Annotated in this window: 25 protein-coding genes; 9 read left to right on the forward strand and 16 right to left on the reverse strand. The window is 58.8% G+C overall.

All coding sequences use genetic code 11. The features are described 5' to 3' along the window. Positions 1–110: 110 nt before the first annotated feature. The 6 genes from msrQ to ACI2KB_RS28590 all read right to left on the reverse strand — a co-directional run bounded on the left by msrQ (position 111) and on the right by ACI2KB_RS28590 (position 6,107). On the reverse strand, positions 111–737 hold the full coding sequence (msrQ, locus tag ACI2KB_RS28565; protein WP_404640381.1) for a protein-methionine-sulfoxide reductase heme-binding subunit MsrQ: 627 nt from the start codon (positions 735–737) through the stop codon (positions 111–113). Then, positions 737–1,750: a protein-methionine-sulfoxide reductase catalytic subunit MsrP gene (msrP, locus tag ACI2KB_RS28570; RefSeq protein WP_404640383.1), complete on the reverse strand. Its 1,014-nt coding sequence runs from the start codon at positions 1,748–1,750 to the stop codon at positions 737–739. Before msrP ends, msrQ begins: the two co-directional genes overlap by 1 nt. A 73-nt stretch (positions 1,751–1,823) precedes the next feature. Next, positions 1,824–2,669 (reverse strand): CDP-diacylglycerol--serine O-phosphatidyltransferase, encoded by an 846-nt coding sequence (pssA, locus tag ACI2KB_RS28575; RefSeq protein WP_404640385.1) that lies wholly within the window; start codon positions 2,667–2,669, stop codon positions 1,824–1,826. A 153-nt stretch (positions 2,670–2,822) separates the two neighbouring features. Continuing rightward, positions 2,823–3,839 (reverse strand): ketol-acid reductoisomerase, encoded by a 1,017-nt coding sequence (gene ilvC, locus ACI2KB_RS28580; RefSeq protein ID WP_404640387.1) that lies wholly within the window; start codon positions 3,837–3,839, stop codon positions 2,823–2,825. 50 nt (positions 3,840–3,889) lie between these two features. Further along, entirely contained in the window at positions 3,890–4,381 is a 492-nt protein-coding gene (ilvN, locus tag ACI2KB_RS28585) for an acetolactate synthase small subunit (protein ID WP_404640389.1), read from the reverse strand. Between the two features lies 1 nt (position 4,382). Beyond that, positions 4,383–6,107, reverse strand: coding sequence for an acetolactate synthase 3 large subunit (locus tag ACI2KB_RS28590; protein WP_404640391.1), 1,725 nt, complete (start codon positions 6,105–6,107; stop codon positions 4,383–4,385). Between the two features lie 408 nt (positions 6,108–6,515). Between ACI2KB_RS28590 and ACI2KB_RS28595 the strand changes: the two genes are divergently transcribed. After that, the gene (locus tag ACI2KB_RS28595; RefSeq protein ID WP_404640393.1) at positions 6,516–6,941 is read left to right on the forward strand and encodes a DUF4124 domain-containing protein; all 426 of its coding nucleotides are present in this window, start codon (positions 6,516–6,518) and stop codon (positions 6,939–6,941) included. A 3-nt stretch (positions 6,942–6,944) separates the two neighbouring features. Here ACI2KB_RS28595 and ACI2KB_RS28600 read toward each other — a convergent pair whose 3' ends face one another. Genes ACI2KB_RS28600 through mrcB form a run of 3 tightly spaced genes read right to left on the reverse strand, consistent with a single transcriptional unit; the run spans position 6,945 to position 10,354 of the window. Beyond that, positions 6,945–7,274, reverse strand: a complete 330-nt coding sequence (locus ACI2KB_RS28600; protein ID WP_404640395.1) for a YqcC family protein — start codon at positions 7,272–7,274, stop codon at positions 6,945–6,947. Beyond that, positions 7,267–8,016: a hypothetical protein gene (locus ACI2KB_RS28605; protein WP_404640397.1), complete on the reverse strand. Its 750-nt coding sequence runs from the start codon at positions 8,014–8,016 to the stop codon at positions 7,267–7,269. Before ACI2KB_RS28605 ends, ACI2KB_RS28600 begins: the two co-directional genes overlap by 8 nt. 16 nt (positions 8,017–8,032) lie before the next feature. Continuing rightward, positions 8,033–10,354, reverse strand: a complete 2,322-nt coding sequence (mrcB, locus tag ACI2KB_RS28610; protein WP_404640399.1) for a penicillin-binding protein 1B — start codon at positions 10,352–10,354, stop codon at positions 8,033–8,035. 133 nt (positions 10,355–10,487) lie between these two features. On the opposite strand from mrcB, the gene ACI2KB_RS28615 reads away from it, so the two are divergent. The 3 genes from ACI2KB_RS28615 (at position 10,488) to ACI2KB_RS28625 (ending at position 13,000) form a co-directional block, all read left to right on the forward strand. Beyond that, positions 10,488–12,023 carry a bifunctional aminoglycoside phosphotransferase/ATP-binding protein gene (locus ACI2KB_RS28615; protein WP_404640401.1) on the forward strand — a complete coding sequence of 512 codons (1,536 nt, stop codon included), beginning with the start codon at positions 10,488–10,490 and terminating at the stop codon, positions 12,021–12,023. A gap of 96 nt (positions 12,024–12,119) precedes the next feature. Further along, entirely contained in the window at positions 12,120–12,464 is a 345-nt protein-coding gene (locus ACI2KB_RS28620) for a pentapeptide repeat-containing protein (protein ID WP_404640403.1), read from the forward strand. Between the two features lie 239 nt (positions 12,465–12,703). Then, positions 12,704–13,000 carry a TfoX/Sxy family protein gene (locus ACI2KB_RS28625; RefSeq protein ID WP_404640405.1) on the forward strand — a complete coding sequence of 99 codons (297 nt, stop codon included), beginning with the start codon at positions 12,704–12,706 and terminating at the stop codon, positions 12,998–13,000. Between the two features lie 185 nt (positions 13,001–13,185). Here the strand turns inward: ACI2KB_RS28625 and deoC are convergent, their stop codons facing one another. The 5 genes from deoC to ACI2KB_RS28650 form a co-directional block, all read right to left on the reverse strand. Further along, entirely contained in the window at positions 13,186–13,947 is a 762-nt protein-coding gene (gene deoC / locus ACI2KB_RS28630; protein WP_404640407.1) for a deoxyribose-phosphate aldolase, read from the reverse strand. 147 nt (positions 13,948–14,094) lie between these two features. Next, positions 14,095–14,997, reverse strand: coding sequence for a ChaN family lipoprotein (locus tag ACI2KB_RS28635; RefSeq protein WP_404640409.1), 903 nt, complete (start codon positions 14,995–14,997; stop codon positions 14,095–14,097). Positions 14,998–15,010: 13 nt separating this feature from the next. After that, positions 15,011–15,778, reverse strand: a complete 768-nt coding sequence (locus ACI2KB_RS28640; RefSeq protein ID WP_404640411.1) for a heme ABC transporter ATP-binding protein — start codon at positions 15,776–15,778, stop codon at positions 15,011–15,013. Beyond that, a complete protein-coding gene (locus ACI2KB_RS28645; RefSeq protein ID WP_404640413.1) occupies positions 15,778–16,815 on the reverse strand; it encodes a FecCD family ABC transporter permease in 1,038 nt (345 codons plus the stop codon). The genes ACI2KB_RS28640 and ACI2KB_RS28645 overlap by 1 nt, the downstream gene beginning before the upstream one ends. Further along, positions 16,812–17,711 (reverse strand): hemin ABC transporter substrate-binding protein, encoded by a 900-nt coding sequence (locus ACI2KB_RS28650; RefSeq protein ID WP_404640415.1) that lies wholly within the window; start codon positions 17,709–17,711, stop codon positions 16,812–16,814. Before ACI2KB_RS28650 ends, ACI2KB_RS28645 begins: the two co-directional genes overlap by 4 nt. 162 nt (positions 17,712–17,873) lie before the next feature. Between ACI2KB_RS28650 and ACI2KB_RS28655 the strand changes: the two genes are divergently transcribed. Continuing rightward, entirely contained in the window at positions 17,874–18,191 is a 318-nt protein-coding gene (locus ACI2KB_RS28655; protein ID WP_404640445.1) for a Rieske (2Fe-2S) protein, read from the forward strand. On the opposite strand, the gene sfsA is transcribed toward ACI2KB_RS28655, so the two are convergent. Further along, complete coding sequence (sfsA, locus tag ACI2KB_RS28660; protein ID WP_404640417.1) at positions 18,181–18,909, reverse strand: DNA/RNA nuclease SfsA; 729 nt, start codon at positions 18,907–18,909, stop codon at positions 18,181–18,183. The two genes, ACI2KB_RS28655 and sfsA, sit on opposite strands and share 11 nt — an antisense overlap. After that, the gene (locus ACI2KB_RS28665) at positions 18,909–20,081 is read right to left on the reverse strand and encodes a pyridoxal phosphate-dependent aminotransferase (protein ID WP_404640419.1); all 1,173 of its coding nucleotides are present in this window, start codon (positions 20,079–20,081) and stop codon (positions 18,909–18,911) included. Before ACI2KB_RS28665 ends, sfsA begins: the two co-directional genes overlap by 1 nt. Before the next feature lie 342 nt (positions 20,082–20,423). Between ACI2KB_RS28665 and dksA the strand changes: the two genes are divergently transcribed. The 4 genes from dksA (at position 20,424) to ACI2KB_RS28685 (ending at position 25,233) form a co-directional block, all read left to right on the forward strand. After that, positions 20,424–20,870, forward strand: a complete 447-nt coding sequence (dksA, locus tag ACI2KB_RS28670; RefSeq protein ID WP_404640421.1) for an RNA polymerase-binding protein DksA — start codon at positions 20,424–20,426, stop codon at positions 20,868–20,870. A 233-nt stretch (positions 20,871–21,103) separates the two neighbouring features. Continuing rightward, complete coding sequence (gluQRS, locus tag ACI2KB_RS28675; protein WP_404640423.1) at positions 21,104–21,991, forward strand: tRNA glutamyl-Q(34) synthetase GluQRS; 888 nt, start codon at positions 21,104–21,106, stop codon at positions 21,989–21,991. 127 nt (positions 21,992–22,118) lie between these two features. Continuing rightward, positions 22,119–22,295 (forward strand): hypothetical protein, encoded by a 177-nt coding sequence (locus ACI2KB_RS28680; RefSeq protein WP_002552060.1) that lies wholly within the window; start codon positions 22,119–22,121, stop codon positions 22,293–22,295. Next, the gene (locus ACI2KB_RS28685; protein ID WP_404640425.1) at positions 22,279–25,233 is read left to right on the forward strand and encodes a sensor histidine kinase; all 2,955 of its coding nucleotides are present in this window, start codon (positions 22,279–22,281) and stop codon (positions 25,231–25,233) included. The genes ACI2KB_RS28680 and ACI2KB_RS28685 overlap by 17 nt, the downstream gene beginning before the upstream one ends. Positions 25,234–25,247 lie beyond the last annotated feature (14 nt).

Below are 25,247 nucleotides of genomic sequence, written 5' to 3' on the forward strand. Positions count from 1 at the left end.
CCTCCAACTCTATCTAGAAACCGTTAACTCGTTGATCTACAAGGAGTTTTCGGTTCCTACTGCGCCGGAAGTGGGGCGAATTATAGAGACATCTGCAGGGGCGTCAAGCACTAATTTAAACTTTTGTTACAGCGGCTGCTTGTTTTACCCGAGAGCCGCGGGATACGCCCAGCAATTACGGGAATTCTCAGGACCAACAACACGCTCCCGATCCCTGCATAAATGGCCCACTCTTTGAGGTCAGCCCTGACGATCCATAGCATATGCAGCAATCCAAGCCCGAGTATGGGATAAACCAGCCGATGCAGCTTCTTCCACTTCGCCCCCAAACGACGCTGGCTATACCGATTGGAAGTAACCGCCAGCACTAGCAAGCCAACAAACGCAAGGCTACCCACAATAATGTAGGGGCGCTTGACCAGTTCGACACCTAACTGAGCCCAGTCAAACCCAAGAATGAAGAAGCCATACCCCAGCATGTGCAGCACTGCATAGGTAAAGCACCACAGCCCCAACTGGCGCCGGACGATCACCCACCCCGCCCAACCAGTGACCCGCTGCAGCGGCGTCATCGCCAGCGTGATCAACAGCAACACCAGCGTCCCCAGACCGAACAGGTCTACCAGCGCTTTTCCAGGGTCAGGCCCCAGATCAAGAATCCACGCTTTATGCAGCCAGACTACCGGGGGAACGCATACGGCAATGAAAACCGCCAATCGCCATAACAAATAACGCATCAATAATTCTTCCGCAGATCCATACCCGCATAGAGAGAGGCGACCTGCTCTCCATAGCCATTGAACATTTCCGTTTGCCGGATATTGGGACTGAACAGGCCACTGGGTAGCCTGCGCTCATGCGCCTGCGTCCAGCGCGGATGATCGACCGTCGGGTTCACATTGGCATAGAAGCCATATTCGTTCGCCGCAATGCTCTGCCAGGTAGTTCTGGGTTGCTCGCTGACGAGACTGACACGGACGATGGATTTCACGCTTTTAAAACCGTATTTCCACGGCACGACCAAGCGCAGAGGTGCGCCGTTCTGATTCGGCAACTCACGGCCATACATTCCCACCGCGAGAATCGTCAATGGATTCATCGCCTCATCCAGTCTCAGCCCCTCGACATAGGGCCAATCGATAAGTGCAAAGCCAGATCTCTGACCCGGCATGACCTTCGGATCCTGCAACGTTTCAAAACGAATGTATTTGGCATTTGCCTTGGGTTCGACCTGCTTGAGCAATTCAGCGAGAGGGAAGCCCATCCATGGAATCACCATCGACCACGCCTCCACACAACGCAGACGATAGATGCGCTCCTCCAGTTGATAGGGCTTCATGAAGTCTTCCAGCGCATAGCGCCCCGGCTTACCCACTTCTCCATCGACCACAACAGTCCACGGTTCGGTTTTCAACGACCCGGCGTTCTGAGCAGGATCCCCCTTGTCAGTGCCGAATTCATAGAAGTTGTTGTAGTGAGTCGCGTCTTTGAAGGGCGTAATGGCTTCGTTCTGAACGGTCACAGCTTGCCACCGGGTCGTGGGCAATTTTTCCTTGAACCAGTTCGGCGCGTTCCCGGCCTCGACCCCGGCGTATTGCGACACATCGGCAGCTTGCGCCCATGACGGCAGTGCACCAACAGCAATCCCTGCCAGTGAGGCGCCCAAGACAGCACGGCGTGAAAGGTAGATGGATTCAGGCGTGACATCCGACTCTTTGCAATCGGATGCGCAAGGGACTTTGATAAGCATGGCGACTCCGCAGCCAAGGTGAATGACTCCACCTTATAGGCTGCGCAGTTAGGTGTGAAATGAATCTATAACGCTATTTATGACGACGCAGGCGCAGCAGATACTGAATCGGTCCCGAGGCCGCATAGCCCAGGAAAATCAACAGCAGGATGCGCGGCGGATCGCTGAACACCACAGCAAATACCAAGACGACCGCCAGAATCGCAACGAAAGGCACGCGCCCTTTGAGGTCCAGTTCCTTGAAACTGTTGTACTTGATATTGCTGACCATCAACATGCCAGCCGCCGCAACCAGCAACGCGACGAGGAACGACAACTTGGAACCCTGGATGCCGTAATCGCTGAACGCCCAGACTGTGCCCGCCACAACCCCGGCAGCCGCAGGACTCGCCAGGCCAATAAAGTAACGCTTGTCAGCTTTACCGACTTGGGTATTGAAGCGCGCCAGACGTAGCGCGGCCCCGGCAACATAGATAAAGGCAACCATCCAGCCCACTTTGCCCATGTCGCCCAACGCCCAGCCGAAGGCCAGCAACGCAGGCGCCACGCCAAAAGCGACCATGTCAGACAGGGAATCATACTCGGCACCAAATGCACTTTGAGTGTTGGTCATCCGCGCAACACGCCCATCCAGCCCATCCAGCACCATCGCGACGAAGATGGCGATGGCAGAAAAGGCGAAGTACTTGCTCGCTCCCGCAGCATCCCCCGCACTCAGCGCACTTTGTGCACTCATCGCGCTGATGATGGCGTAGAACCCGGCAAACAGGTTAGCCGTGGTGAACAGGTTCGGCAGTAGATAGATACCCCGATGACGGACCTTGCGGCCCTCGGCGTCATGCCCTTCTTCTATATGTTCATCGATCGGTAGCAGGCTTTCGGCGTCAGAGGCCTTGTTCGGCTCAGGACGTTCGCTCATGGACAATACCTTGCAGCTATGAATTTTCGACAAATGCTCGCAGCAACACGCGGCAGCAAACGATGCTGCTTTATACCAGATGAGTCCCCATAACGAAAAAACGCGACCTTAAGGTCGCGTTCTTTCTTACACCGAAACCAGATTCAGAGAATCTTAGTTTTTGGTCTGGTCGACGATTTTGTTCTTCGCGATCCAAGGCATCATCGAGCGCAGTTGCTCGCCGATGATTTCGATGCCGTGGGCCTTGTTGTTGCGGCGCTTGGCGGTCATCGATGGGTAGTTGCTCGCGCCTTCAGCGATGAACATCTTCGCGTATTCGCCGTCCTGGATGCGCTTCAGAGCGTTGCGCATGGCCTGACGGGATTCGGCGTTGATGACTTCAGGGCCGGTCACGTACTCGCCGTATTCGGCGTTGTTGGAGATCGAATAGTTCATGTTGGCGATACCGCCTTCGTACATGAGGTCAACGATCAGCTTCAGTTCGTGCAGGCACTCGAAGTAAGCCATTTCTGGCGCGTAGCCCGCTTCGACCAGGGTTTCGAAACCGGCTTTGACCAGCTCGACGGTACCGCCGCACAGTACGGCTTGTTCGCCGAACAGGTCGGTTTCAGTTTCGTCTTTGAACGTGGTTTCGATGATGCCGGTGCGGCCACCGCCAACGCCCGAAGCGTAGGACAGAGCGACGTTCTTGGCGTTGCCCGAAGCGTCTTGGTAGATAGCGATCAGGTCAGGGATACCGCCGCCTTTGACGAATTCGGTACGTACGGTGTGGCCTGGCGCTTTTGGCGCGATCATGATCACGTCCAGGTCAGCACGTGGCACGACCTGGTTGTAGTGAATCGCGAAGCCGTGGGAGAAGGCGAGGGTGGCGCCTTTCTTGATGTTCGGCTCGATTTCGTCTTTGTACAGACGGCCTTGGAATTCGTCAGGGGTCAGGATCATGACCAGATCGGCAGCAGCCACAGCGGTCGCAACGTCAGTCACTTTCAGGCCATGGGCCTCAGCTTTGGCGACGGTTGCCGAACCTTTGCGCAGACCGATGGTGACATCGACGCCGGAGTCTTTCAGGTTGCACGCTTGAGCGTGGCCTTGGGAGCCGTAACCAATGATGGCTACTTTTTTGCCCTGAATGATCGAAAGGTCGCAGTCTTTGTCGTAATAAACTTTCATGAAATTCCCCTGTTATCTTGGCCGTTCAGGCCATTCGCTAAATGTGTGGGTTAGATGCTCAGCACTTTGTCGCCACGGGCAATACCCGTGACGCCGCTGCGTACGGTTTCCAGGATGGCGGTGGTGCCAATGGCCTGAATAAAGCTATCCAGTTTGTCGCTCGTCCCTGTCAGCTGCACGGTGTAGACACTGCTGGAAACATCAACGATCTGGCCACGGAAAATGTCCGTGGTGCGCTTGATCTCGGCGCGCTGTGCGCCAGTGGCCTTGACCTTGATCAGCATCAGTTCGCGCTCGATGTGAGCACTCTCCGACAGATCGACCAGCTTGACCACTTCAACCAGCTTGTTGAGGTTCTTGGTGATCTGCTCGATCACTTCATCATGGCCCACGGTGGTCAGCGTCAGACGCGACAGAGTCGAGTCTTCGGTCGGCGCCACCGTCAAGCTTTCGATGTTGTAGTTACGCTGCGAAAACAGGCCGACGACGCGCGACAGAGCACCCGGTTCGTTTTCCAGCAAAAGCGAAATGATGTGCCGCATGTTAGGTACGCTCCGTCTTGCTCAGCCACATGTCACGCATCGAGCCGTCTCTGATCTGCATCGGATAGACGTGCTCGGCAACGTCGACCTGGATGTCGAGGAACACCAGACGGTCTTTCATCGCGAACGCTTCTTCCATCTTCGGCTTCAGGTCTTTCAGATCGGTGATCTTCATCCCGACGTGACCATAGGCTTCGACCAGCTTCACGAAATCAGGCAACGACTCCATGTAGGAGTGCGAGTGACGGCCGCTGTAGCTCATGTCCTGCCACTGACGAACCATGCCAAGCACACCGTTGTTGAGCAGGATGATCTTGACCGGCAGGTTGTACTGCAGGCAGGTCGACAGTTCCTGAATGTTCATCTGGATGCTGCCCTCACCCGTCACACAGGCGACGTGGGCATCCGGGAAGCTCAGTGCAACACCCATGGCGGCCGGCAGACCGAAGCCCATGGTGCCCAGACCACCGGAGTTGATCCAGCGATTAGGCTTGTTGAAACGGTAGTACTGCGCCGCGAACATCTGGTGCTGACCCACGTCGGAGGACACATAAGCATCGCCCTTGGTGACTTCGCACAGGGTTTCGATCACGGTTTGCGGCTTGATCAGGCTGCCATCGCCTCGGTTGTACGGGAACAGGTCGCCGCCCGCACGCCATTCGTCGATCTGCTTCCACCAGGTCGCAACGGACTCCTTGTTAGGGGTCTCGCCGATTTCCTTGAGGGTCGCCACCATTTCGGTCAGCACGCTCTCCACAGGACCCACGATTGGCACGTCTGCCTTGATGGTCTTGGAGATCGACGCTGGGTCGATGTCGATGTGGATGATCTTCGCACCGGGGCAGAAGCGCGCCGCACCGTTGATGACGCGGTCATCAAAACGCGCGCCGACGGCCAGAATCACGTCTGCATGGTGCATGGTCAGGTTGGCGGTGTAGCTGCCGTGCATACCCAGCATGCCCACGAACTGACGATCGGTGCCCGGGTAGGCGCCCAGCCCCATCAGAGTGTTGGTGACCGGAGCGTTCAGCAGTTGGGCCAGTTCGGTCAGTGGTGCGGAACCGTTGCCCATGACCACGCCACCACCGGAGTAGATAACTGGACGCTTGGCAGCGAGCAGCATTTCCACCGCTTTGCGGATCTGACCCGAGTGACCACGAACAGCCGGGCTGTAGGAGCGCAGCTTGGCTTTTTTCGGGAACACGTATTCGAACTTCTCAGCCGGGTTGGTCATGTCTTTCGGAATATCGACAACGACAGGACCAGGGCGGCCGGACTGCGCCAGATAGAACGCCTTCTTCAGCACTTCCGGGATTTCCGACGGGTGCTTGATCATGAAGCTGTGCTTCACGATTGGGCGGGAGATACCGATCATGTCGGTTTCCTGGAAGGCGTCGGTGCCGACCATCGTGCTTGGAACCTGTCCCGACAGTACGACCATCGGAATCGAGTCCATGTAGGCCGTCGCGATACCGGTGATGGCGTTGGTTGCACCGGGACCTGAGGTCACCAGTACCACACCTGCTTTACCGGTAGCGCGCGCATAACCGTCCGCCATGTGAGTGGCAGCCTGTTCGTGACGAACGAGGATGTGGCTCACTGCCGGTTCTTTGAACAGCGCATCGTAAATATGCAGAAGGGCACCGCCGGGGTACCCATAGATATGCTCAACGCCTTCGTCACGCAAAAAGCGGACGACCATTTCAGCGCCAGATAAAAGCTCCACGTTGTTCACCTCTAAAACGCCAGAATACCGTCCACAAAAGAGGAGACGGGTCTTAATAGGTTTACTGCCAGCAGAGCATGAGCGACGGTGGTCGCCGACTACGTCAGCACTGACTGAGCAAGTATTGGGATCGCCCCTTAAGTGTTTCGAGGTCTTCCCACCCAGCGCGAGGTAACGCGTTGCGGGTGTAACAGGTCGACGCGGGTGTGCGCCTCATGATCTGCTGAGACGGTCTGCTTCTGGCAGTCCCTCTACAGCGGACTTTGGATTGTTCTGATTCGCCCCTCTCAAGTCAAGTCATCCATGCGCTTTCTTCACTCACGACCCCCGAAAAAGCACCGAATGAGGTCGTTGTTACCTGCTTGTGGTAGGTTTCAACCGCACAGCAAACGAAATGAAGGAAGCCGTATGCGCTGGATGATGCTCGCTGCCACGCTGACGCTGGCAGTTGGTCCTGCCACTGGTCAGGCCGCCCAGATTTATAAATGGGTGGACGCTCAAGGCGTCACGCACTTCGACGCCCAGCCCCCTGCCGGGCAACCCTCTCAGGAAATCGAATCCCAGAAACCGGTCACGCCTCCCCCCGCCGCCCCCGTGCAACCTGATTCCAATCAGGAGCAGCAAGCCGTGGACGCCAAGGTCAAAAAGCAGGTGGCCGCGCAAGAAGCCAAGCGAAAGGACTATTGCGAACGCCAGCGCACCAATCTCGCCCAGTTGCAGAACAACCCGCGAGTTCGTGAGGAGGTGAATGGGGAATTCAAGCGCTTCACGGAAGAGGAACGCCAAGCACGCATCGCCGAGGTCAAGACGTCCATCGACGACACGTGCAACTGATGATCAGGAAGCCTCGGTAATCAGGCGATCGAACTGCGCCAGCAACGCCTGTAACTGGCGCGTTTTCTGGGCTTGGCCCGCATAGACCATCTGCGCCATTTCCAGAATGCCCGACGCATTCGGCAACGCCATATCCTGCTCCAGAATGATTTTCATCCGGGGCAGGAAGATCCATTGCAGCCACTGGTGAAAATCCAGCGTATCGACGCAAAAAGGCTCGCGGCTCGCCAGCGCGTCGTCGCTCGGCGGCAGCTCGCTCCACCAGTCCAGAACACGCAGCTCACGCTCGATCAACAACAGTTGATCGGCCACTTGGGGAAATCGCTTATCCATTCGCCTTCTGCCGAGCCAGTGCAGCGCCCGCTGCGTCGCCCTGCTTCTCGCGCGCCTGAGCGATCAGGCCCCAGAGGCTGGCTTGCAGATCCGCGCGCCCGTTCGAAAGGGTCAGCGCTCGACGGGCAAGTTGCTCGGCCTGAGGTGCATCGCCTTGAGCCAGACGCACCTGCGCCAGACGATAAAGGACTTGAGGCTCACGTGGCGCGACACGTTGAGCACGCTCAAGACTGGAAGAAGCACCGTTGAGGTCGCCGCTGCTCTGCTGTTGCTGAGCCGTGGTCAGCAAGGCAAGCACCGGGCCGTCGAGCTGCTCGTCAGCCGATAGACCACCGCTGGAGGCCGAAGGAATACCGGTCGGCGCCGAGGACGGCATAGTGTACGTATTGGTCGTGGCGGCAGGTGGCGTGTAGGTGTTGTTGATCGGCGCCTGGCTGCCCGAAGAAGCGCCGACAGGGCTTGTGCTGATCGGCGCAGAAGTCGGCGGTACGAACGTCGAAATCGGTGCGGCACCCGCCCCGCCCGGCACCATCACCGTCACACCCGAATCCTGATCAAGCGCTTGCGGCGCCTGATTCTGTTGCACAGGCGCACGGTAGGTGTTGTTGCGATTGGCTGAGACGCGCTCGCTATTGGAAACGCGCGAGCCGGAATCCACGACAGGAATGTTACTGCGTGTCTGCGTCGCACAACCGTTGAGCAAAGCCAGGGCCGTTAAAGCCGGAATCCACCACTTGTTCACTTCACACCCTCTTCGCTTAGTTCAACCAGCCTTTGACCCAGTCCATCACCGATTCGGCAGGGGCTGTCGGGCCACCACACGTCGGGCCGGGTTGCGGCTCACTGCCGCGAATATACGGCATCTGTACCGCGCCTGGGCAGCTTGCATCAGTGCCCTGCCCGGTCGATGCATTGACCCAGGCCATCACGACGTTATCGGGCATCGCCATGTCCAGCGGCAGTGGATCGGCCTTCTTCATGAAGGTGGTCCAGATCTGCAACGCCCCCGTCGCCCCCGTGAATGGCGTCTTGCCGTTATCGTCGCGCCCCATCCAGACAATCGCCAGCAAATCCTGACTGAAGCCGGCGAACCAACTGTCTCTGGAATCGTTGGTCGTACCGGACTTGCCTGCCAGATTCAGCGTACCTGGCAACACGTTGTACACCGACTTGCCGGTGCCTTCGCGCATCACACGCTGCATGGCGTTCTGCAATAAATAGATGGAACCCGGATCGAAGCGCTGTTGAATCTGGAACGGGTAACGCTTGAGTGGCTCACCTTCCGCCGTCAACACGCTGCGAATCCCGCGCAACGGGGTATTGAAACCGCCACTGGCGATGGTCTGGTACATGGTCGCGACTTCAATCGGACTCAACGCTCCCGCCCCCAGCAGCATCGACGGGAACGTCGGCCAGTCACGTGTTACACCCAACTTGGTGAGTGTCTTGAAGACGTTCGGCACGCCCAGATCCAACCCCAGCTTGGCGCTGGACAGGTTGTAGGAATGCGCCAGCCCTTGGTACAGAAAGATATTGCCATGGGCCTTGTGATCGAAGTTCTGCGGCTTCCAGATCTGGCCATCGGCACCTTTGACCTGGAACGGCTCGTCCGGCACCCAACTGGTGAGCGTGTATTGCTGCGGACGCTCCAGCGCTGTCAGGTAAATGGCCGGTTTGACCAGCGAGCCAATCGGACGCACCGCATCCAGAGCGCGGTTGAAGCCCGCAAACCCGGCCTGACGGCTGCCGATCAACGCTTGAACTTCACCTGTTTCCGGGTTGGTCACGACCATCGCCGTTTCCATTTCGTCCGCGCCTTTGCGCCCTGCGATCTTGGCGAAGCTTTCGCGAACGGCGGCCTCGGACTTCATCTGCAGGATCGGATCGAAACTGGTGAAAATACGCAGGCCTTCTTCGGTCAAGTCTTCATCACGGTAGTCCTGACGCAACTGACGCTTGACCAGATCGAGGAAGTCCGGGAACGAACTGTCTGCCAACGAACCGGTTTTGGTCACGCCCAATGGCATTTTCTTCGCGGCGGCAACGGCTTCAGGCGTGGCGACACCCTGCTGTTCAAGCAAATCGAGCACCAGATTACGGCGTTCAAGGGCGCGATCCGGATTGCGCCGCGGGTTGTAATAGGAGGGCCCTTTGACCAGCCCGACCAACAGCGCAACCTGATGCAGCTTCAGTTCAGAAAGTGGCTGACTGAAGAAATACTGACTGGCCAGACCAAAACCGTGTACCGCACGCTGCCCATCCTGACCGACGAAAACTTCGTTGAGGTACGCCTCAAGGATCTCCTGCTTGCTGTAGTGGATCTCCAGCAGGATAGCCATCATGGCTTCAGTCAGTTTGCGCGTGAGGCTACGTTCGTTGGTCAGGTAGAAGTTCTTCACCAACTGCTGGGTCAGCGTCGAACCACCCTGGCGCATCTGGCCCGCCGAGGCGTTGACCCAAAAAGCACGGGCGATCGACTTCGGTGAGACCCCGAAGTGATGATAAAAATCGCGGTCTTCCACCGTGACCAGCGTATCGAGCAGGTACGGCGGCGCCTGATCCAGCTTGATCAGAATCCGGTCTTCGAGGTTTTTCGGGTACAACCCACCGATCAACAGCGGCTCAAGGCGGGCCACGGCCAGTTTGGAGCCGTTGGCGGCGGTCAGATCGGCGACGTAATCGCCGGAAAAGCGCACGTGAATCTGCTGAGCGGGGTCCGCGCCTTCATAAAACTGAAAGCCACGGGTGTTCAGGTCGACGTTGTTGCCGTTCACCGACGCCGCGCCCGGCCCGTTGGCAACGCTTTCACGGCGATAACCCAGTGCGTCGAGCTCGATCAGGAAGTCGTCACGCGACAGTTTCTGGCCGACGAACAGTTCCAGCGGACGTGCATAGACCTTGGCGGGGATCGTCCAGCGCTTGCCGGAGAATTTTTCCTGAACGATGGAGTCGAGGTAAACGGCGAAGCAGGCCAGTACCACCAGCCCGACGAGGCTGAGTTTGAGGACCCAGCCCAACAGGCTGCGCAGGCGGCTGTTGGTGGGTTTCGGGGCTTTTTTTGAAGTGCGGGATCGAGTCATGGCGGCGGATTATACGCACTTTCAAAGCCGTCGGCAGACCACCCTCTTGGCGGTTTTCAGCAATGCGCCGAGCGGCCATAATGGCCACCTTTAGTCACATCAATATCGACTTACCACCTTTCAAGGACCGTCCGTGAGCCAGACTCTGATAGCAGCGCTGCAAAATCCTGCCCTGTTCGACCACCCTGTGGACCAGTTTCAGGTCATCGAGACGCACATTTCCTGGGTATTGCTCACAGGTCCCTACGTCTACAAGATCAAAAAGCCGATGAACTTCGGCTTCCTCGATTTCACCACACTGGCGGCGCGTGGCCACTTCTGCGAACAGGAACTGAAGCTCAACCAGCGCCTGACCGACAATTTGTATCTGGAAGTGTTGCCCGTCACCGGCACCGCTGAAGCCCCCCAACTGGGCGGCACAGGTGAGCCTATCGAGTACGTGCTGAAAATGCGCCAGTTCTCTCAAGACGGTCTGCTCAGCACGCTACAGGCCAAGGGCGAGCTGACGACCGCCCATATCGATGACATGGCGCGTCAAATCGCCGATTTCCATATCAGTGCCCCACGCGTGCTCACGGAAAACGTGCTGGGTTCGCCCGAGAGCGTGATGGCTCCCGTGACCCAGAACTTCGAACAGATCCTGCCTTTCCTCAGCGATAAGGCCGACCTGGTTCAGTTGCAGGCACTGGAAGCGTGGGCCAACACCAGTTTCGATCGTCTCAAGCCCCTGCTGGCCCAACGCAAGCAGGACGGCTTCATTCGCGAATGCCACGGTGACATTCATCTGGGTAACATCACGTTGATCGACGGCAAGGTGGTGATTTTCGACTGTATCGAATTCAACGAACCGTTCCGCATGACCGACGTTTACGCCGATATCGGTTTCCTTGCGATGGACTTGGAAGACCGCGGCCTGAAAAGCCTGTCGCGCCGCCTGATCAGTCAGTACCTGGAGTACACCGGCGATTACGCAGGCCTGGAGCTGCTGAATTTCTATAAGGCTTATCGTGCACTGGTGCGGGCGAAAGTGGCGCTGTTCAGCCTGCAACCCGACACCGATAACATTCAGCGCGCTGCCACGCTGCGCCAGTACCGCAACTACGCCAACCTGGCAGAAAGCTACAGCGCAATTCCTTCGAATTTCCTGGCCATTACCCACGGCGTTTCCGCCGTGGGCAAAAGCCATGTCGCTATGCGTCTGGTTGAGGCGCTGGGCGCCATCCGCCTGCGCTCGGACGTAGAGCGCAAGCGTCTGTTCGGCGAGAGCCAGGACCTGTACTCGGCGCACGTGAGTGCGAAAACCTACCAGCGCCTGAACGAGCTGGCCGCAGTCGTGCTGCGCGCAGGCTTCCCGGTGGTGGTCGATGCCACTTATCTGAAACTTGCCCAACGCCAGGCTACGGCACAGATTGTTGAAGCCATTGGCGCCCCCTTCCTGATTCTCGATTGCTCCGCTCCAAAAGCCGTTATCGAAGGTTGGCTGGCGCAACGTCAGGCGCAGAATGAGGATCCTTCCGACGCAACGATGGAAGTTATCGAGGCGCAATTGGCGAGCCGCGAACCACTGACTCCTGACGAAACGTTGCGCAGCCGCCACGTGGAGACCAACATCAGCGGGGATCTGGACAAGCTGGTAACGGACATCCGCCAGTGCCTGCCAGGCCTCTAAGCCGGACTGAATTATCGAATCGTGAAGAGGGTCTCTTCACGGCTCGATAGTGGTGGCATTATAATGGCGTCAGAATTCCAACAAGGTGACGCCAAGATGACCCAGCCCAAACAGCTCGACTCGCCGCTCTTCGCCTTGCTGCGAAAAGATGACGTGAACGCCTTTAATCTTCAGCGTCCTAAAAACGGCCCGATTGACTTGGCCGGCGGGGATTTTCGGGGCTTGGACCTTCGCGATCTGAATGCCGATGAAATCGACTTCACCGACGCCTACTTCCGCTCGGCGGACTTGCGTGGTGTCGACTTCCGCACAGCGTCCCTCGAAGGCGCCAGCATCGCTCATGCCCAGATTTCCGGGGCCTATTTCCCGGCTGAACTGAGCGCTGACGAAATCCTTATGTCGGTCAATTTCGGTACTCGCCTGCGCTATCGCACTCGCTGACGGCTGGTTGCGACACCTGCGCGACACCTCTCTCCTGCCCTGCATGCGCGGCCATGCCGGGCTTGTGTCAATTGACGCCCCTCGTTTGAAGCTACCGTCCGGCACCTGAGCCGCAATCTCCCCGTACCTGCGCGAAAGGCCGCCCTGCACGCAACTACACTTGATTCACGACTTGTATCGGCAGTTCTTACGAGTCAGGGAAAGCACCACCGAATCGACAACTCATGCCAGGAGGCATCATGGACGACGAACTGCTAAGGATGAAAAATCTGGGTAAAACCTCTGCTCAATGGTTACACGCATCCGGTATTCACAACGCGACCGATCTGCGACGCCTCGGCGCCATCCACGCCTATCACGCGGTCAAAAACCGCGGCTTCAGCGCCTCGAGAACCCTGCTTTATGCCCTCGAAGGCGCATTATGTGACCGTCACTGGTGTGATTTGCCCAGCGAGTTGAAAGCGTCACTCAACCGGCAACTCATCAGGCTTGATCAGGAAGCCTCAATACCCCCCGCAAACGGCGCAAAAAAATAGTTTTAAAAAGCCTGTTGACTTACAAATGAGAATCACTATGATTATCACATCCGGTCGCGAGACTGGCTGGTAACCTGAAAGGCTCCTTGGTTCGGACTCTCAGATTATCTCCTCATCAGGCTAATCACGGTTTTTGACCCGGCTTTTTGCCGGGTCTTTTTTTGCCCGAAGTTTTTGTATCACCCTTACGGGCGAACCCCCAAATGTGCAAGCAGGTCGTCCAGCAGACTGTTGGCGCCCAATCGCAACCTCTCCGGTTGCAGCCAGCCAGTACCGAACCGGGCCTGGGACATTTCCAGGTAACTGCGAGCCTCATCCAGCGTACGTACATTGCCAGACGCCTTGAGTCCCACCTGAGAACCCAGCTCGGCAATCGCCTCCATCAGAATGCGAGCGGCTTGAGGTGTCGCACTGACAATCTGTTTGCCCGTGCTGGTTTTGAGAAAGGCGGCCCCTTCACGGATCGAGGTATGGCAAACACTGTGGATGATCTGCGGATCACGCAGTACGCCGGTTTCCAGGGTGACAGTGAGCATTGCACGCTGTCCGCATTTGGCCCGACATGCTGCGATCATTTCACTGCCGATCTGCTTGTTTCCCGCCAACTGTGCATGGAAGGGATACACCAGATCGACCTCATCCCCGCCGACCTGAAGAGCCGACTGGACTTCCGATTCCGCCATTGCAATCGAAGCACCTCCACTCGGGAAGTTGACCGCTGCCACAACTTTGACTTCTCGGGCACGCAACGTATCGAGTGTCCTGCGTGCCAGACCGGCAAACCTGGATGACACACAGACGGCTGCAACGTTGCCCACCGGGGTCAGCGCCCGCTCGCACAACGCGATGATGCGTTCGGGAGAGTCGTCTGCATTCAACGACGTCAGTTCCAGCAACCCCAACGCCTTTTGCGCCACCTCTTCATCACTTTCGTACACCCTGTTCATGCCTCGCTCCTTGATACCCGATCAGTTTCGAGGAGCGACAATAATCCAGAGTGAGGACGCGTGGACGCCCGCAGATGCGTCCAAGAGCGAGCCTACGCAACTATAAGAAATGTCCTTAGGACTTTGCCTGCAAAGACCACAACACCCTCATTGAGAAGGCGCACGCATTTGCGCGCAGTAGTCTTGATCCGGCAACGCAGCGGTGTACCAGACGAAATCAGCGCTGCCGGGCTCGACATCAGTGCCGACCTGAACGAGCAGCAACACGACGGGCGCCTCGGGGCTGCCCAGATCAGCCATGTGCAATGGAACGCCCAGGTCCTTTCTGACGTGATAGCTGCCGGCAAACAACAATGCGGGTGTCGGCGCTTCCACTACGCGATGGGCCATTCGCCGGTCTCGCTGTTGTTGAATCGCCAGCATTGCAGGCAGTGCGTCTTCGGGAAGCATGCCGCAGTGGGATGCCCGAACCTGCGACAGAAGCGCTTCACGCACAGAGTCGCGGGTCGAAAAGGTGCCACTCAGTACCGGACGCTGGTGATAAATCGCACCGACCTCTTCCGCCCCCAGATTCGCCCCCAGCACCGGATACGACTGGGTCAGCGCGAAACGCATCACCGGGCCATACAACGCCCAGTTCCAGCCCTTTTGCCAGCTCAGTGCGTGCTCAAGATCGGACGGATACTGGCCTTGTTGGATGCCCCGCTGCACAGCATCGACGCTCGATTGCTGATCTGGCGTCAGCATTTCAAGCAGCAGACTGCCTTGTGGGCGCTGATTGCCCAGCGCCTGCAGCAGCCACAGTTCCAGCGCGTGATGATCAGGGTTGTCGTGTTGCTCCCCTACCAGCACGCGCGGCACAACCGCCAAGCGGGTGACCAGCTGTTGCGGCGTCAGCGTTTGCCCGGTGTTCAAGTCCCTGATCATGCCCAGATCCACATGCTCGCGCCCTTCAGGGCTCTGCCAGGTCGGGAGAGGCGGTAACGATGGGAGCGACTGGCAGGCGCTCACCAAGGACAACACCAGCAAGAACAGCAGATAACGACGCACACGAACTCCTTGCTCAGCGCGCGATGATCAGAGGGTGCCCCCGCTCCGGATGGCGCTGCACCAACACATCAAGACCAAACACCGCCTTGAGCGCATCCGGCGTAAGCACATCATCCGGCGCCCCCAACGCATAAGGACGCCCGGCCTCCAGCAGCAACAACCGGTCACAATAACGTGCGGCCAGGTTGAGATCGTGGAGGATCACCATGACCGCGCCGCCGCGATCGGCAAATTCACGCACGGCCTGCAACGTCGTGTGCTGATGCAATGGGTCGAGCATCGACGTCGGCTCATCCAGCAACAACGTTTGCCCACCCTCGCCTGGCCACAGTTGCGCCAGCACTCGGGCCAGGTGGACCCGCTGACGCTCCCCGCCCGACAGCGCGAGGTAACTGCGATCCTGCAAATGCCAGGCGTCTGCCGCTTCAAGCGAGGCCTGAACGATTTCGGCGTCGCGCTCCCGGCCACTGTCGTGGGGCAAGCGGCCCATCGCGACCACTTCCTGAACCTTGAACGCAAAACTCAGGGTCGAACTCTGCGGCAGCACCGCCAGCCGTCTGGCCCGCGCCTGCCCCGACCAATGCGACAGTGCCTGCCCGTCCAGCCAAAGCTGCCCATGGGAGGTTTTCAGCTCTCCACACAATGCGCCCAGCAGCGTGCTCTTGCCAGCACCGTTCGGCCCCAAAACGCCCAGCATGCGTCCTGGCTCCAGTGTCAGGCTGACATCGGCCAACACAGACTTGCCATCCCGATGAACGCTGATGTTGTCGGCTTTCATCATCAGGGGCGGCCTCGAACCAGCAGAAACAGGAAAAACGGCGCCCCGATGAAAGCCGTCACGATGCCGATCGGCAACTCGGCAGGCGCCAGCACCAGCCGGGCAAAAACGTCGGCAAACAGCAACAGGCTGGCACCCGCCAAGGCCGACGCGGGCAATACCACGCGGTGGTCGGAGCCTGCCAGCAGGCGAACCAGATGCGGCACGATCAATCCCACAAAGCCAATCAGCCCCGCTGCGGCGACGGCGGCCCCCACACCCAAAGCGATGCACAGCACCAGTTCGCGCTTGAGCCGCTCGACCTCGATTCCCAGATGACGCGCTTCCGACTCTCCCAGCAGCAAGGCGTTCAGTGCCCTGGCCCGGCGTGGCAACCACAGGATCACCAGTACGCAGACCAGCAATAATGGCCAGACTCTGGCGTAACTCGCGCCGTTGAGGGTACCGAGATTCCAGAACGTCAACGTGCGCAGGGTCGCGTCGTCCGCCAGATACGAGAACAGACCAATGATCGAACCGGCCAGTGCCGTCATCGCCACGCCCGCCAGCAGCATGATGCCCACACTGGTCTGTCCGTCTCGACGCCCCAGGCGATAGACAATCGCAGTCACGAGCAACCCGCCGCCAAACGCCGAGATCGAGAGCAGATAAGGCGCGATCGCCTCTGGCAGCCCGCCTATCGACGCGCCTGCGACAATCGCCACGGCTGCCCCCAATGCCGCGCCGCTGGATACGCCGACCAGGCCGGGGTCGGCAAGAGGGTTTCGAAACAGCCCCTGCATCGCCACACCCGACAACGCCAGCACGGCGCCGACGGCAAGGCCCAGCAGCGTTCGGGGCACGCGAATCTGGCCCAGAATCAGCTCGGCCTGCTGCAAGTCATCCCCGGCGACAGGCCACCCCAACAGACGCAACCCCGCGCGCAACGTGTCCATCAAAGGCAGGCTGACAGGCCCTGACGCCAGCGACAGCCATACGGCCAATAAACACCCGACAATCAGGATACTAAATAGCCTACGGGGCTGAAGAGTCACCCTCATTGGGCTGGCGTGACGTTGGCGTTAAGCGAGGTACTCGCCGGATAGAACGCCTTGGACAGCGCTTTCATGGCATCAGGCAAGCGAGGCCCAAGACCGCCGACCAGCAAGGTGGGATCAACTTCGACCAGACGATTGTTGCGTGCAGCCTGGGTGGCCGCCAGCAATGGATTCTCCTTGAACAACGCATCACGAGAGGAGGCGTTGCTCTGCGCGCGGTCGGTGAAAACCAGAACGTCAGGATTCAAACCCGCCATGGCCTCTGTGGAGAAAATCTTGTAGCCGTTGTGCGTCGCCAGATTGCGACCTCCCGCCTGCTTGATCAGCCAGTCGCCGACAGTGCCAGCCCCCGCCACCATAGGGCGGGACCCCGCGTGACTGACCAGCAACAGCACGCCCGGAGCCGACTGATGCTGCTGAGCCTGGTCGACCCAAGCGTGCTGGTTATCCAGTTGTTTGACGTACTGCTCACTCAGTTCGCGGGCTTGATTTTCCTTGCCCAGCAACGCACCCAGCTTTTGCAGATTGCCTTGAAGCGCTGTGGTCTCGGCACCTGCCGAGAAGACTTCAACGTTCACGCCCGCCGCACGCAATTGCTCCAGAACAGGCGGCGGTCCCATTTCTTCGGTGCCGACAAGAATATTCGGACGCAAACTGAGAATGCCCTCCGACGACAATTGGCGTTGATAACCAATGCTCGGCAGCGACTTGATCGATTCCGGATGCTGGCTGGTCGTGTCGATACCGACCAGATGCGACTCCCCACCCAACGCAACGATCCACTCCGTCAACGCGCCACCGGCACTGACCCAGCGCTGCGGCAACTGCGTGTCCGCCAGCAGCAGATGAGAGAATGAAAGCCCGATCAGAGCAGCGGTCAGCTTGGCAATGAAGCGCATAGGGGAAAGCGTCCTTTATATAGAGAGAGCGCGCCTGATGGCCTTCCCGAACAAGGGTAGCGTCGACGCGTCATTCGCGGAGCTGTCAGACTAGGCCGCCTGTCACAGCCGGGCAATTTGATAATGACTTGCATTTACACGTCAAGCGCGAAGGTGGCTCCGCTGAATTACTTATGTAACGGAATCGATTTGGCCGAGGGCACGAGTCGGGGGTTTGAGGTCAATGGCGTCCAACTGCTGGTGGTGAGGCGCGCGGGGCAAGTGCACGCCTACCGCAATCGCTGCCCCCACCGTGGCATTCCACTGGAATGGCAACCTGACCGGTCCCTGGACGCCAGCGCCAGCCTGATCGAATGCGCGACTCACGGCGCTCTGTTCTTGATCGAGAGCGGTGAATGCATTGCAGGCCCTTGCGAGGGAAAATACCTGAGCGTCATCGAATGTGGCGAAAACGCTCAGGGTATCTGGATCAGGTTGTGAGTACGACGTTGGCGAGATGAACGTCCAGCTTTCGATCCACGCGGACTTCTTCGTGCGTCAAGTGAACCCCGTAGGCCAGAACCTGAACGCCCGCCGCCACCGCTTCTCGCAAGGCGACAGCGTAAGCGGCGTCGATCTCTTCAGCGGGTCGAACCGCCTCGATCCCGGTCAGATTGACGCAGTACAACAACACCGCACGCACGCCCTCCCGTGCCAACGCTGCCAGTTCACGCAAATGTCTGGCGCCGCGCTGAGTGACCGCGTCGGGAAACGCCGCCACGTTGCTGTCGTCGAACCCCAGCGTCACGCTCTTGACCTCAAGAAACAGCGAACCGTCCGGGTAATCCAGGCGGAAGTCGACCCGACTGTTTTCCTGCCCGTACGGGACTTCGCGCTTGAGCCCGGTAAATCCGTTCAATTCGGTGATCACGCCCGCCAACAGCGCTTCTTCCACCAGTTTGTTAGCCCGGCCCGTGTTCACGCAGGCAAAACGGCCTTGTGGCGTTTCGCTGATTTCCCACGTACCGGGGAGCTTGCGCTTGGGGTCATTGGAACGACTGAACCAGACGCGCCCGTTCGGCTTCATGCAATTGAACATCGAGCCCGTATTGGGGCAATGGATCGTCAGGCGCTCGCCGCTGGCTGTTTCGATATCCGCCAGGAAACGTTTGTAACGTTGCAACAGCCGCGCCTCTTCGAGTTCGGGAGAAAAACGCATCAGCCTTGCCAGCTCCGCAGCCCGCGCGCGATCCGCTCGACCGCTTCCTGCAAGCGCTCAAGGCTCTGGGTGTAGGCGAAACGCACGTGATGCCCGGCCTGATGGCGACCAAAGTCCAGCCCAGGCGTGAACGCGACGTGCTCGGTTTCCAGAAAATGCTGACAGAAAGCAAAGGCATCGCCGCCGAAAGCGCTGATCTCCGCATAAAGATAGAAAGCGCCTTCTGGCTCGACGGCAATGTGGAAACCCAGTTCGCGAAGTGCAGGAAGCAGAAAATCCCGGCGCTGGCCGAATTCGGCCCGACGCTGCTCAAGGATTTCCAGCGTTTGGGGCTCGAAACAGGCCAGCGCCGCGCTTTGTGCCATGCTCGGTGCGCTGATGTAGAGGTTCTGCGCCAGTTTTTCCAGATCGCCGATTGCCGCTTCGGGCGCCACCAGCCAGCCCAATCGCCAGCCGGTCATGCCGAAATACTTTGAAAAACTATTCAGCACAAACGCATCGTTATCCACTTCGAGCACGCTGGTGGCGTCGGTGCCGTACGTCAGGCCATGGTAAATCTCATCCACCACCAGATGACCATCACGAGCCTTGAGCGACGCTGACAGTGCCGCCAACTCCTCGCGATGCAGCAACGTGCCAGTTGGATTCGCAGGGGACGCGACCAGTGCGCCCACGCTGTTCTGATTCCAGTGTTTCGCGACCAATTCCGGCGTCAGTTGATACCGCACCTCCGGCCCGACCGGCACCAGTTGCGCGGCGCCTTCGACCAGACGCAAAAAATGCCGATTGCATGGGTAGCCCGGATCGGCCAGCAGCCAATGTTTGCCGGGGTCTACCAGCAGGCTCGACGCCAGCAGCAACGCGCCCGAGCCACCCGGAGTGATCAAAATGCGGCCCGGATCGATGTTCACGCCATAACGCTGCTGATAAAAGCCGGAAATCGCCTCGCGCAGCTCAGGCAAGCCGCGTGCGGCGGTGTAACGGGTTTTCCCGGCTGCCAGCGCCGCTTGACCCGCCTTGATGATGGGGTCCGCGGTCGTGAAATCGGGCTCACCGATTTCCAGGTGAATCACATCGTGCCCCGCCGCCTGCAATTCATTGGCACGGGCCAGCAGCGCCATGACATGAAAGGGTTCGATGGCGCGACTGCGCGCACTGTAGGGCTGGGACATCGGTCTTCCTTTTAATGACAAATACCGGAACAGGTCGACGATTCTACTCAACCGCCCCTCAACCGACAGATTTATCCGCCGTCGAATGTGCCGGTGATCCACAAATCCCGACGTTATTACGCAAGGGGCTAGACTGATGGCACTGCAAAATAATATAAAACCGGGCGCTTTGGCCGTGGTCATAGTTCACGGGCGCGTTGTAGAGCCATGCTCGACAACCGGGAGTGGCGCGCTCCGATTCGATCTGGTAAGTTCGCCCGCTTGCAGCCGCAGGGCCGGCAGGTGTCGGCGAAGGATCATTACCCTGCGCAATGGCTTAGAAGAGTGAGAGGCGGTCCGTTCATGCCCACCGAAGAAAAGCAAAAGAGCAACCAAACGATTAGCGGTTTCGAACCCTATGTTCCGGCAAAGGATGAGGAGTACATGGGCGCGCCCATGCGAGCTCACTTCGTCAAGATCCTGAACAAGTGGAAACAGGAACTGATGCAGGAAGTCGACCGCACCGTTGATCACATGAAGGACGAGGCAGCCAACTTTCCCGATCCGGCCGACCGTGCAAGCCAGGAAGAAGAATTCGCTCTGGAACTGCGTGCTCGTGACCGTGAGCGCAAGTTGATCAAGAAGATCGACAAGACGCTGCAACTGATCGAAGACGAAGAGTATGGCTGGTGTGAGTCTTGCGGCATCGAGATCGGCCTGCGCCGTCTGGAAGCCCGCCCGACTGCCGACCTGTGCATCGACTGCAAGACACTCGCTGAAATCAAGGAAAAGCAGGTCGGTAAATCCTGATCTGTTTCCTGCACAACAAAGGACGCTTCGGCGTCCTTTATTTTTGGGGCAGACAATTCAGCACTGCCACCTTCGACCGCCCCACTTGGTGGGTCAGGCGAAACGACGTAACAGGTTCCACGACTGCTGCGGCCGAGCGCGCCCCCGGGCTGATCGCGAGCAAGCTCACTCCTACAGAACCTGAGGATGCTTCCGGTTTTTCGCACATCTGATTTCCAGTACCATCACCGCCCATGAAATCCCCTTCTTATATAGGGCGCTTTGCGCCAACCCCCAGTGGCTATCTGCACTTCGGTTCTCTGGTCGCGGCGCTGGCGTCCTATCTGGATGCGCGCGCAGTCGGTGGCCAATGGCTGATGCGCATGGAAGACCTCGACCCACCCCGTGAGGAACCCGGCGCTCAAACCGCCATCCTCAACACCCTGGAAACTTACGGGTTTGAGTGGGATGGCGAACTGGTCAAGCAGAGCGACCGGCACGACGCCTATCAAGACATCATCAACCGCTGGTTCAGCTACGGGCTGGCCTACGCCTGCAACTGCTCGCGCAAACAACTGGAAGACTTTCAGGGCATTTATCCGGGTTTCTGCCGTAACGCTGGCCATTCCCCCGAAAGCGGGGCGATCCGAATTCGCGTACCGGAGCTGGAATACCGCTTCGAGGACCGGGTTCAGGGTGAGTTTCGCCAGCATCTTGGGCGTGACGTCGGCGACTTCGTGATTCGCCGCCGTGACGGGCTGTACGCCTATCAGCTGGCCGTGGTGCTCGACGATGGCTGGCAAGGCGTGACCGACATCGTGCGCGGCGCCGACCTGCTGGACTCCACACCGCGCCAACTGTACCTGCAAGAGCTGCTCGGCCTGCCTCAGCCGCGTTACTTGCATGTCCCGCTGATCACCCAGCCAAACGGCCACAAACTGGGCAAAACGTACCGCTCACCGCCGCTGTCCGCCGATCAGGCCACGCCGCTGCTGCTTCGCGCGCTGCGGGCACTGGGGCAGTCGACACCGAGCGATCTGTCGTACGCCAGCCCAAGGGAAGTGCTGGACTGGGGAATCGCCCACTGGAACGCGGATTTGATTCCACGGGTCGCCAGTATCGAAGAAGCTCGAATAGACTGAGCCAGAGCGGCTATCTCGATTTACAACACCGATTTGCAGCACAAAGCTGGCCGAAACGTCGCTTGCAGCCTGATAGCCATCCGTTACCATGCCGCGCTTGTCTCGGTCATACAACCTGGGAGGCCACATGTACATTTATCGGCTGGTCCTGCTCCTGGTGGTGGGCATCTACCTATTCTCCCCGGCCATCATGGACTGGTGGATCGACGCGACAGGCGCTTGGTACAGGCCTTATATGCTTTGGCTGATCCTGATCGTGGTGACTTTCATTCTGCAGAGCCAACGAGATGCCGATGAGCTTTAGCCTGACCCAGATGATTCTGGTCAGCGCCGCCTACCTGTTGGTGCTGTTCAGCGTCGCCTGGATCAGCGAACGTGGTCTGATTCCACGCTGGATCATTCGCCACCCACTGACCTACACGCTGTCGCTGGGGGTCTACGCCAGTGCATGGGCGTTCTATGGCACCGTGGGGCTCGCCTATGAATACGGCTACGGCTTTCTGTCCAGTTATCTGGGCGTCTCGGGCGCTTTTCTGCTCGCCCCGGTGCTGCTTTATCCGATCCTGAAAATCACCCGGACCTATCAGCTCTCGTCATTGGCGGACCTGTTCGCCTTCCGCTTCCGCAGTACTTGGGCCGGGGCACTGACCACCGTCTTCATGCTGATCGGCGTACTGCCTCTGCTGGCCCTGCAAATCCAGGCCGTTGCGGATTCCATCGGTATCCTGACCCGCGAGCCGGTGCGCAACTACGTAGCCCTCGCCTTTTGCGTACTGATCATTCTGTTCACCATCTTCTTCGGGTCACGCCACATCGCTACCCGTGAAAAGCACGAAGGGCTTGTGTTCGCGATCGCTTTTGAATCGGTGATCAAGCTGGTCGCCATCGGCGGCATCGGCATTTACGCGCTGTATGGGGTATTCGACGGCCCACAAAGTCTCGAACAGTGGCTGTTGCAAAACCAGAGTGCACTGGCTGCCCTGCACACCCCTTTGCAAGAAGGCCCATGGCGCACATTGCTGCTGGTGTTTTTCGCGTCAGCCATCGTGATGCCACACATGTATCACATGACGTTCACCGAAAACCTCAACCCGCGCTCGCTGGTCAGCGCCAGTTGGGGGCTGCCGCTGTTCCTGTTGCTAATGAGTCTTGCTGTGCCGCTGGTGCTCTGGGCGGGGTTGAAGCTGGGGGCGACGACCAGCCCGGAATATTTCACCCTCGGTATTGGCATTGCGGCCCACAATAAGCTGTTGGCACTGCTGGGCTACGTCGGCGGTCTCTCGGCGGCGAGCGGGCTGATCATCGTCACGACCCTCGCCCTGTCAGGCATGGCGTTGAACCATCTGGTACTGCCGCTCTACCAGCCCCCCGCCGAAGGCAATATCTATCGTTGGCTAAAATGGACCCGCCGAGGCCTGATCGTCGCCATCATCATGGCCGGTTATGCCTTCTACCTGATGCTGGGCGCCAAGCAGGATCTGGCCAATCTGGGCATCGTCGCCTTCGTCGCCACACTGCAATTTTTGCCGGGCGTGCTCTCGGTACTGTACTGGCCTGCCGCCAACCGTCGGGGCTTCATGGCCGGGCTGATTGCCGGGATCGTGGTGTGGATGGTCAGCATGCTGTTCCCGCTGATCGGCAACTTTCAGGGCTTCTACATTCCCCTGCTGAACATGATCTACGTGCTGGATGACACCAGTTGGCACATGGCAGCCATTGCGTCGCTGGCGGCCAACGTGCTGGTCTTTACGCTGATTTCGTTGTTCAGCAATCCCAGCCCCGAAGAAGCCAGCGCTGCTGAGGCCTGCGCCGTCGATAACGTGCGCCGTCCGCAACGGCGCGAGCTGTACGCGGCATCGCCACAGGAATTCGCCACCCAACTGGCCAAACCGCTGGGCGCCAAGGCCGCGCAGAAAGAGGTCGAACAGGCCCTGCGCGACCTGTACCTGCCTTTCGACGAACGCCGCCCTTATGCCTTGCGCCGCTTGCGCGACCGCATCGAGGCCAACCTCTCAGGCCTGATGGGGCCGAGTGTCGCTCAGGACATGGTCGAAACCTTCCTGCCGTACAAATCCGGCAGCGAAAACTACGTCACCGAAGACATCCACTTCATCGAAAGCCGTCTTGAGGATTATCACTCCCGCCTCACGGGCCTGGCCGCTGAACTCGACGCCCTGCGCCGCTACCATCGCCAGACCTTGCAGGAATTGCCGATGGGCGTGTGCTCGCTGGCCAAGGATCAGGAAATCCTGATGTGGAACAAGGCGATGGAAGAGTTGACCGGCATCGGCGCTCAACGCGTTGTCGGCTCGCGCCTTGAAACCATCGTCGATCCATGGCGCCAACTGCTGCTGGGCTTCATCAACGTGCCGGACGAGCACTTGCACAAGCAGCGTCTGGCGCTGGATGGGCAGACCCGCTGGCTGAACCTGCACAAAGCAGCCATCGACGAACCTCTGGCCCCTGGCAACAGTGGCCTGGTGATTCTGGTGGAGGATTTGACCGACACCCAGATGCTCGAAGACAAACTCGTGCATTCCGAGCGTCTGGCGAGCATCGGTCGTCTGGCGGCGGGGGTGGCGCACGAAATCGGCAACCCGATCACTGGCATCGCCTGCCTCGCGCAGAACCTTCGTGAAGAGCGCGAAGAGGACGGGGAACTGACCGAAATCAGCAGTCAGATCCTTGAACAGACCAAACGCGTCTCACGCATCGTGCAATCGCTGATGAGCTTCGCCCACGCAGGCGGCCATCAACAATCCGACGAAGCGGTGTGCCTGGCCGAAGTCGCGCAGGATGCCATTGGTCTGCTCGCGCTGAACCGACGTAATTTCGAAGTGCAATTCTATAACCTGTGCAACCCGAACCACTGGGTCGATGGCGATCCTCAGCGGTTGGCTCAGGTACTGATCAATCTGCTCTCCAACGCCCGTGACGCCTCGCCTGCAGGCAGCGCAGTGCGAGTCAAGAGCGAAGCCAGCGAACACACGGTCGATTTGATCGTCGAAGACGAAGGCACTGGAATACCCAAAGCGATCATGGACCGCTTGTTCGAACCGTTCTTCACCACCAAGGATCCGGGGGAAGGGACTGGACTGGGGCTTGCACTGGTCTATTCCATCGTTGAAGAGCATTATGGACAAATCACCATCGACAGCCCGGCTGACCCCGAGCAACAACGCGGAACCCGTATTCGGGTGACATTACCGCGACATGTCGAAGCGACGTCCGCTGTGAACTGAGACCGTCGAGAGTA

The organism is Pseudomonas sp. NPDC088444, assembly GCF_044900175.1.
Taxonomy (GTDB): domain Bacteria; phylum Pseudomonadota; class Gammaproteobacteria; order Pseudomonadales; family Pseudomonadaceae; genus Aquipseudomonas.

Coding starts and splice junctions, on each gene's coding strand:
- msrQ (WP_404640381.1), bottom strand. CDS start 737: ATGCGTTATTTGTTATGGCGATTGGCGGTTTTCATTGCCGTATGCGTT.
- msrP (WP_404640383.1), bottom strand. CDS start 1,750: ATGCTTATCAAAGTCCCTTGCGCATCCGATTGCAAAGAGTCGGATGTC.
- pssA (WP_404640385.1), bottom strand. CDS start 2,669: ATGAGCGAACGTCCTGAGCCGAACAAGGCCTCTGACGCCGAAAGCCTG.
- ilvC (WP_404640387.1), bottom strand. CDS start 3,839: ATGAAAGTTTATTACGACAAAGACTGCGACCTTTCGATCATTCAGGGC.
- ilvN (WP_404640389.1), bottom strand. CDS start 4,381: ATGCGGCACATCATTTCGCTTTTGCTGGAAAACGAACCGGGTGCTCTG.
- ACI2KB_RS28595 (WP_404640393.1), top strand. CDS start 6,516: ATGCGCTGGATGATGCTCGCTGCCACGCTGACGCTGGCAGTTGGTCCT.
- ACI2KB_RS28600 (WP_404640395.1), bottom strand. CDS start 7,274: ATGGATAAGCGATTTCCCCAAGTGGCCGATCAACTGTTGTTGATCGAG.
- mrcB (WP_404640399.1), bottom strand. CDS start 10,354: ATGACTCGATCCCGCACTTCAAAAAAAGCCCCGAAACCCACCAACAGC.
- ACI2KB_RS28620 (WP_404640403.1), top strand. CDS start 12,120: ATGACCCAGCCCAAACAGCTCGACTCGCCGCTCTTCGCCTTGCTGCGA.
- ACI2KB_RS28625 (WP_404640405.1), top strand. CDS start 12,704: ATGGACGACGAACTGCTAAGGATGAAAAATCTGGGTAAAACCTCTGCT.
- deoC (WP_404640407.1), bottom strand. CDS start 13,947: ATGAACAGGGTGTACGAAAGTGATGAAGAGGTGGCGCAAAAGGCGTTG.
- ACI2KB_RS28640 (WP_404640411.1), bottom strand. CDS start 15,778: ATGATGAAAGCCGACAACATCAGCGTTCATCGGGATGGCAAGTCTGTG.
- ACI2KB_RS28645 (WP_404640413.1), bottom strand. CDS start 16,815: ATGAGGGTGACTCTTCAGCCCCGTAGGCTATTTAGTATCCTGATTGTC.
- ACI2KB_RS28650 (WP_404640415.1), bottom strand. CDS start 17,711: ATGCGCTTCATTGCCAAGCTGACCGCTGCTCTGATCGGGCTTTCATTC.
- sfsA (WP_404640417.1), bottom strand. CDS start 18,909: ATGCGTTTTTCTCCCGAACTCGAAGAGGCGCGGCTGTTGCAACGTTAC.
- ACI2KB_RS28665 (WP_404640419.1), bottom strand. CDS start 20,081: ATGTCCCAGCCCTACAGTGCGCGCAGTCGCGCCATCGAACCCTTTCAT.
- dksA (WP_404640421.1), top strand. CDS start 20,424: ATGCCCACCGAAGAAAAGCAAAAGAGCAACCAAACGATTAGCGGTTTC.
- gluQRS (WP_404640423.1), top strand. CDS start 21,104: ATGAAATCCCCTTCTTATATAGGGCGCTTTGCGCCAACCCCCAGTGGC.
- ACI2KB_RS28680 (WP_002552060.1), top strand. CDS start 22,119: ATGTACATTTATCGGCTGGTCCTGCTCCTGGTGGTGGGCATCTACCTA.
- ACI2KB_RS28685 (WP_404640425.1), top strand. CDS start 22,279: ATGCCGATGAGCTTTAGCCTGACCCAGATGATTCTGGTCAGCGCCGCC.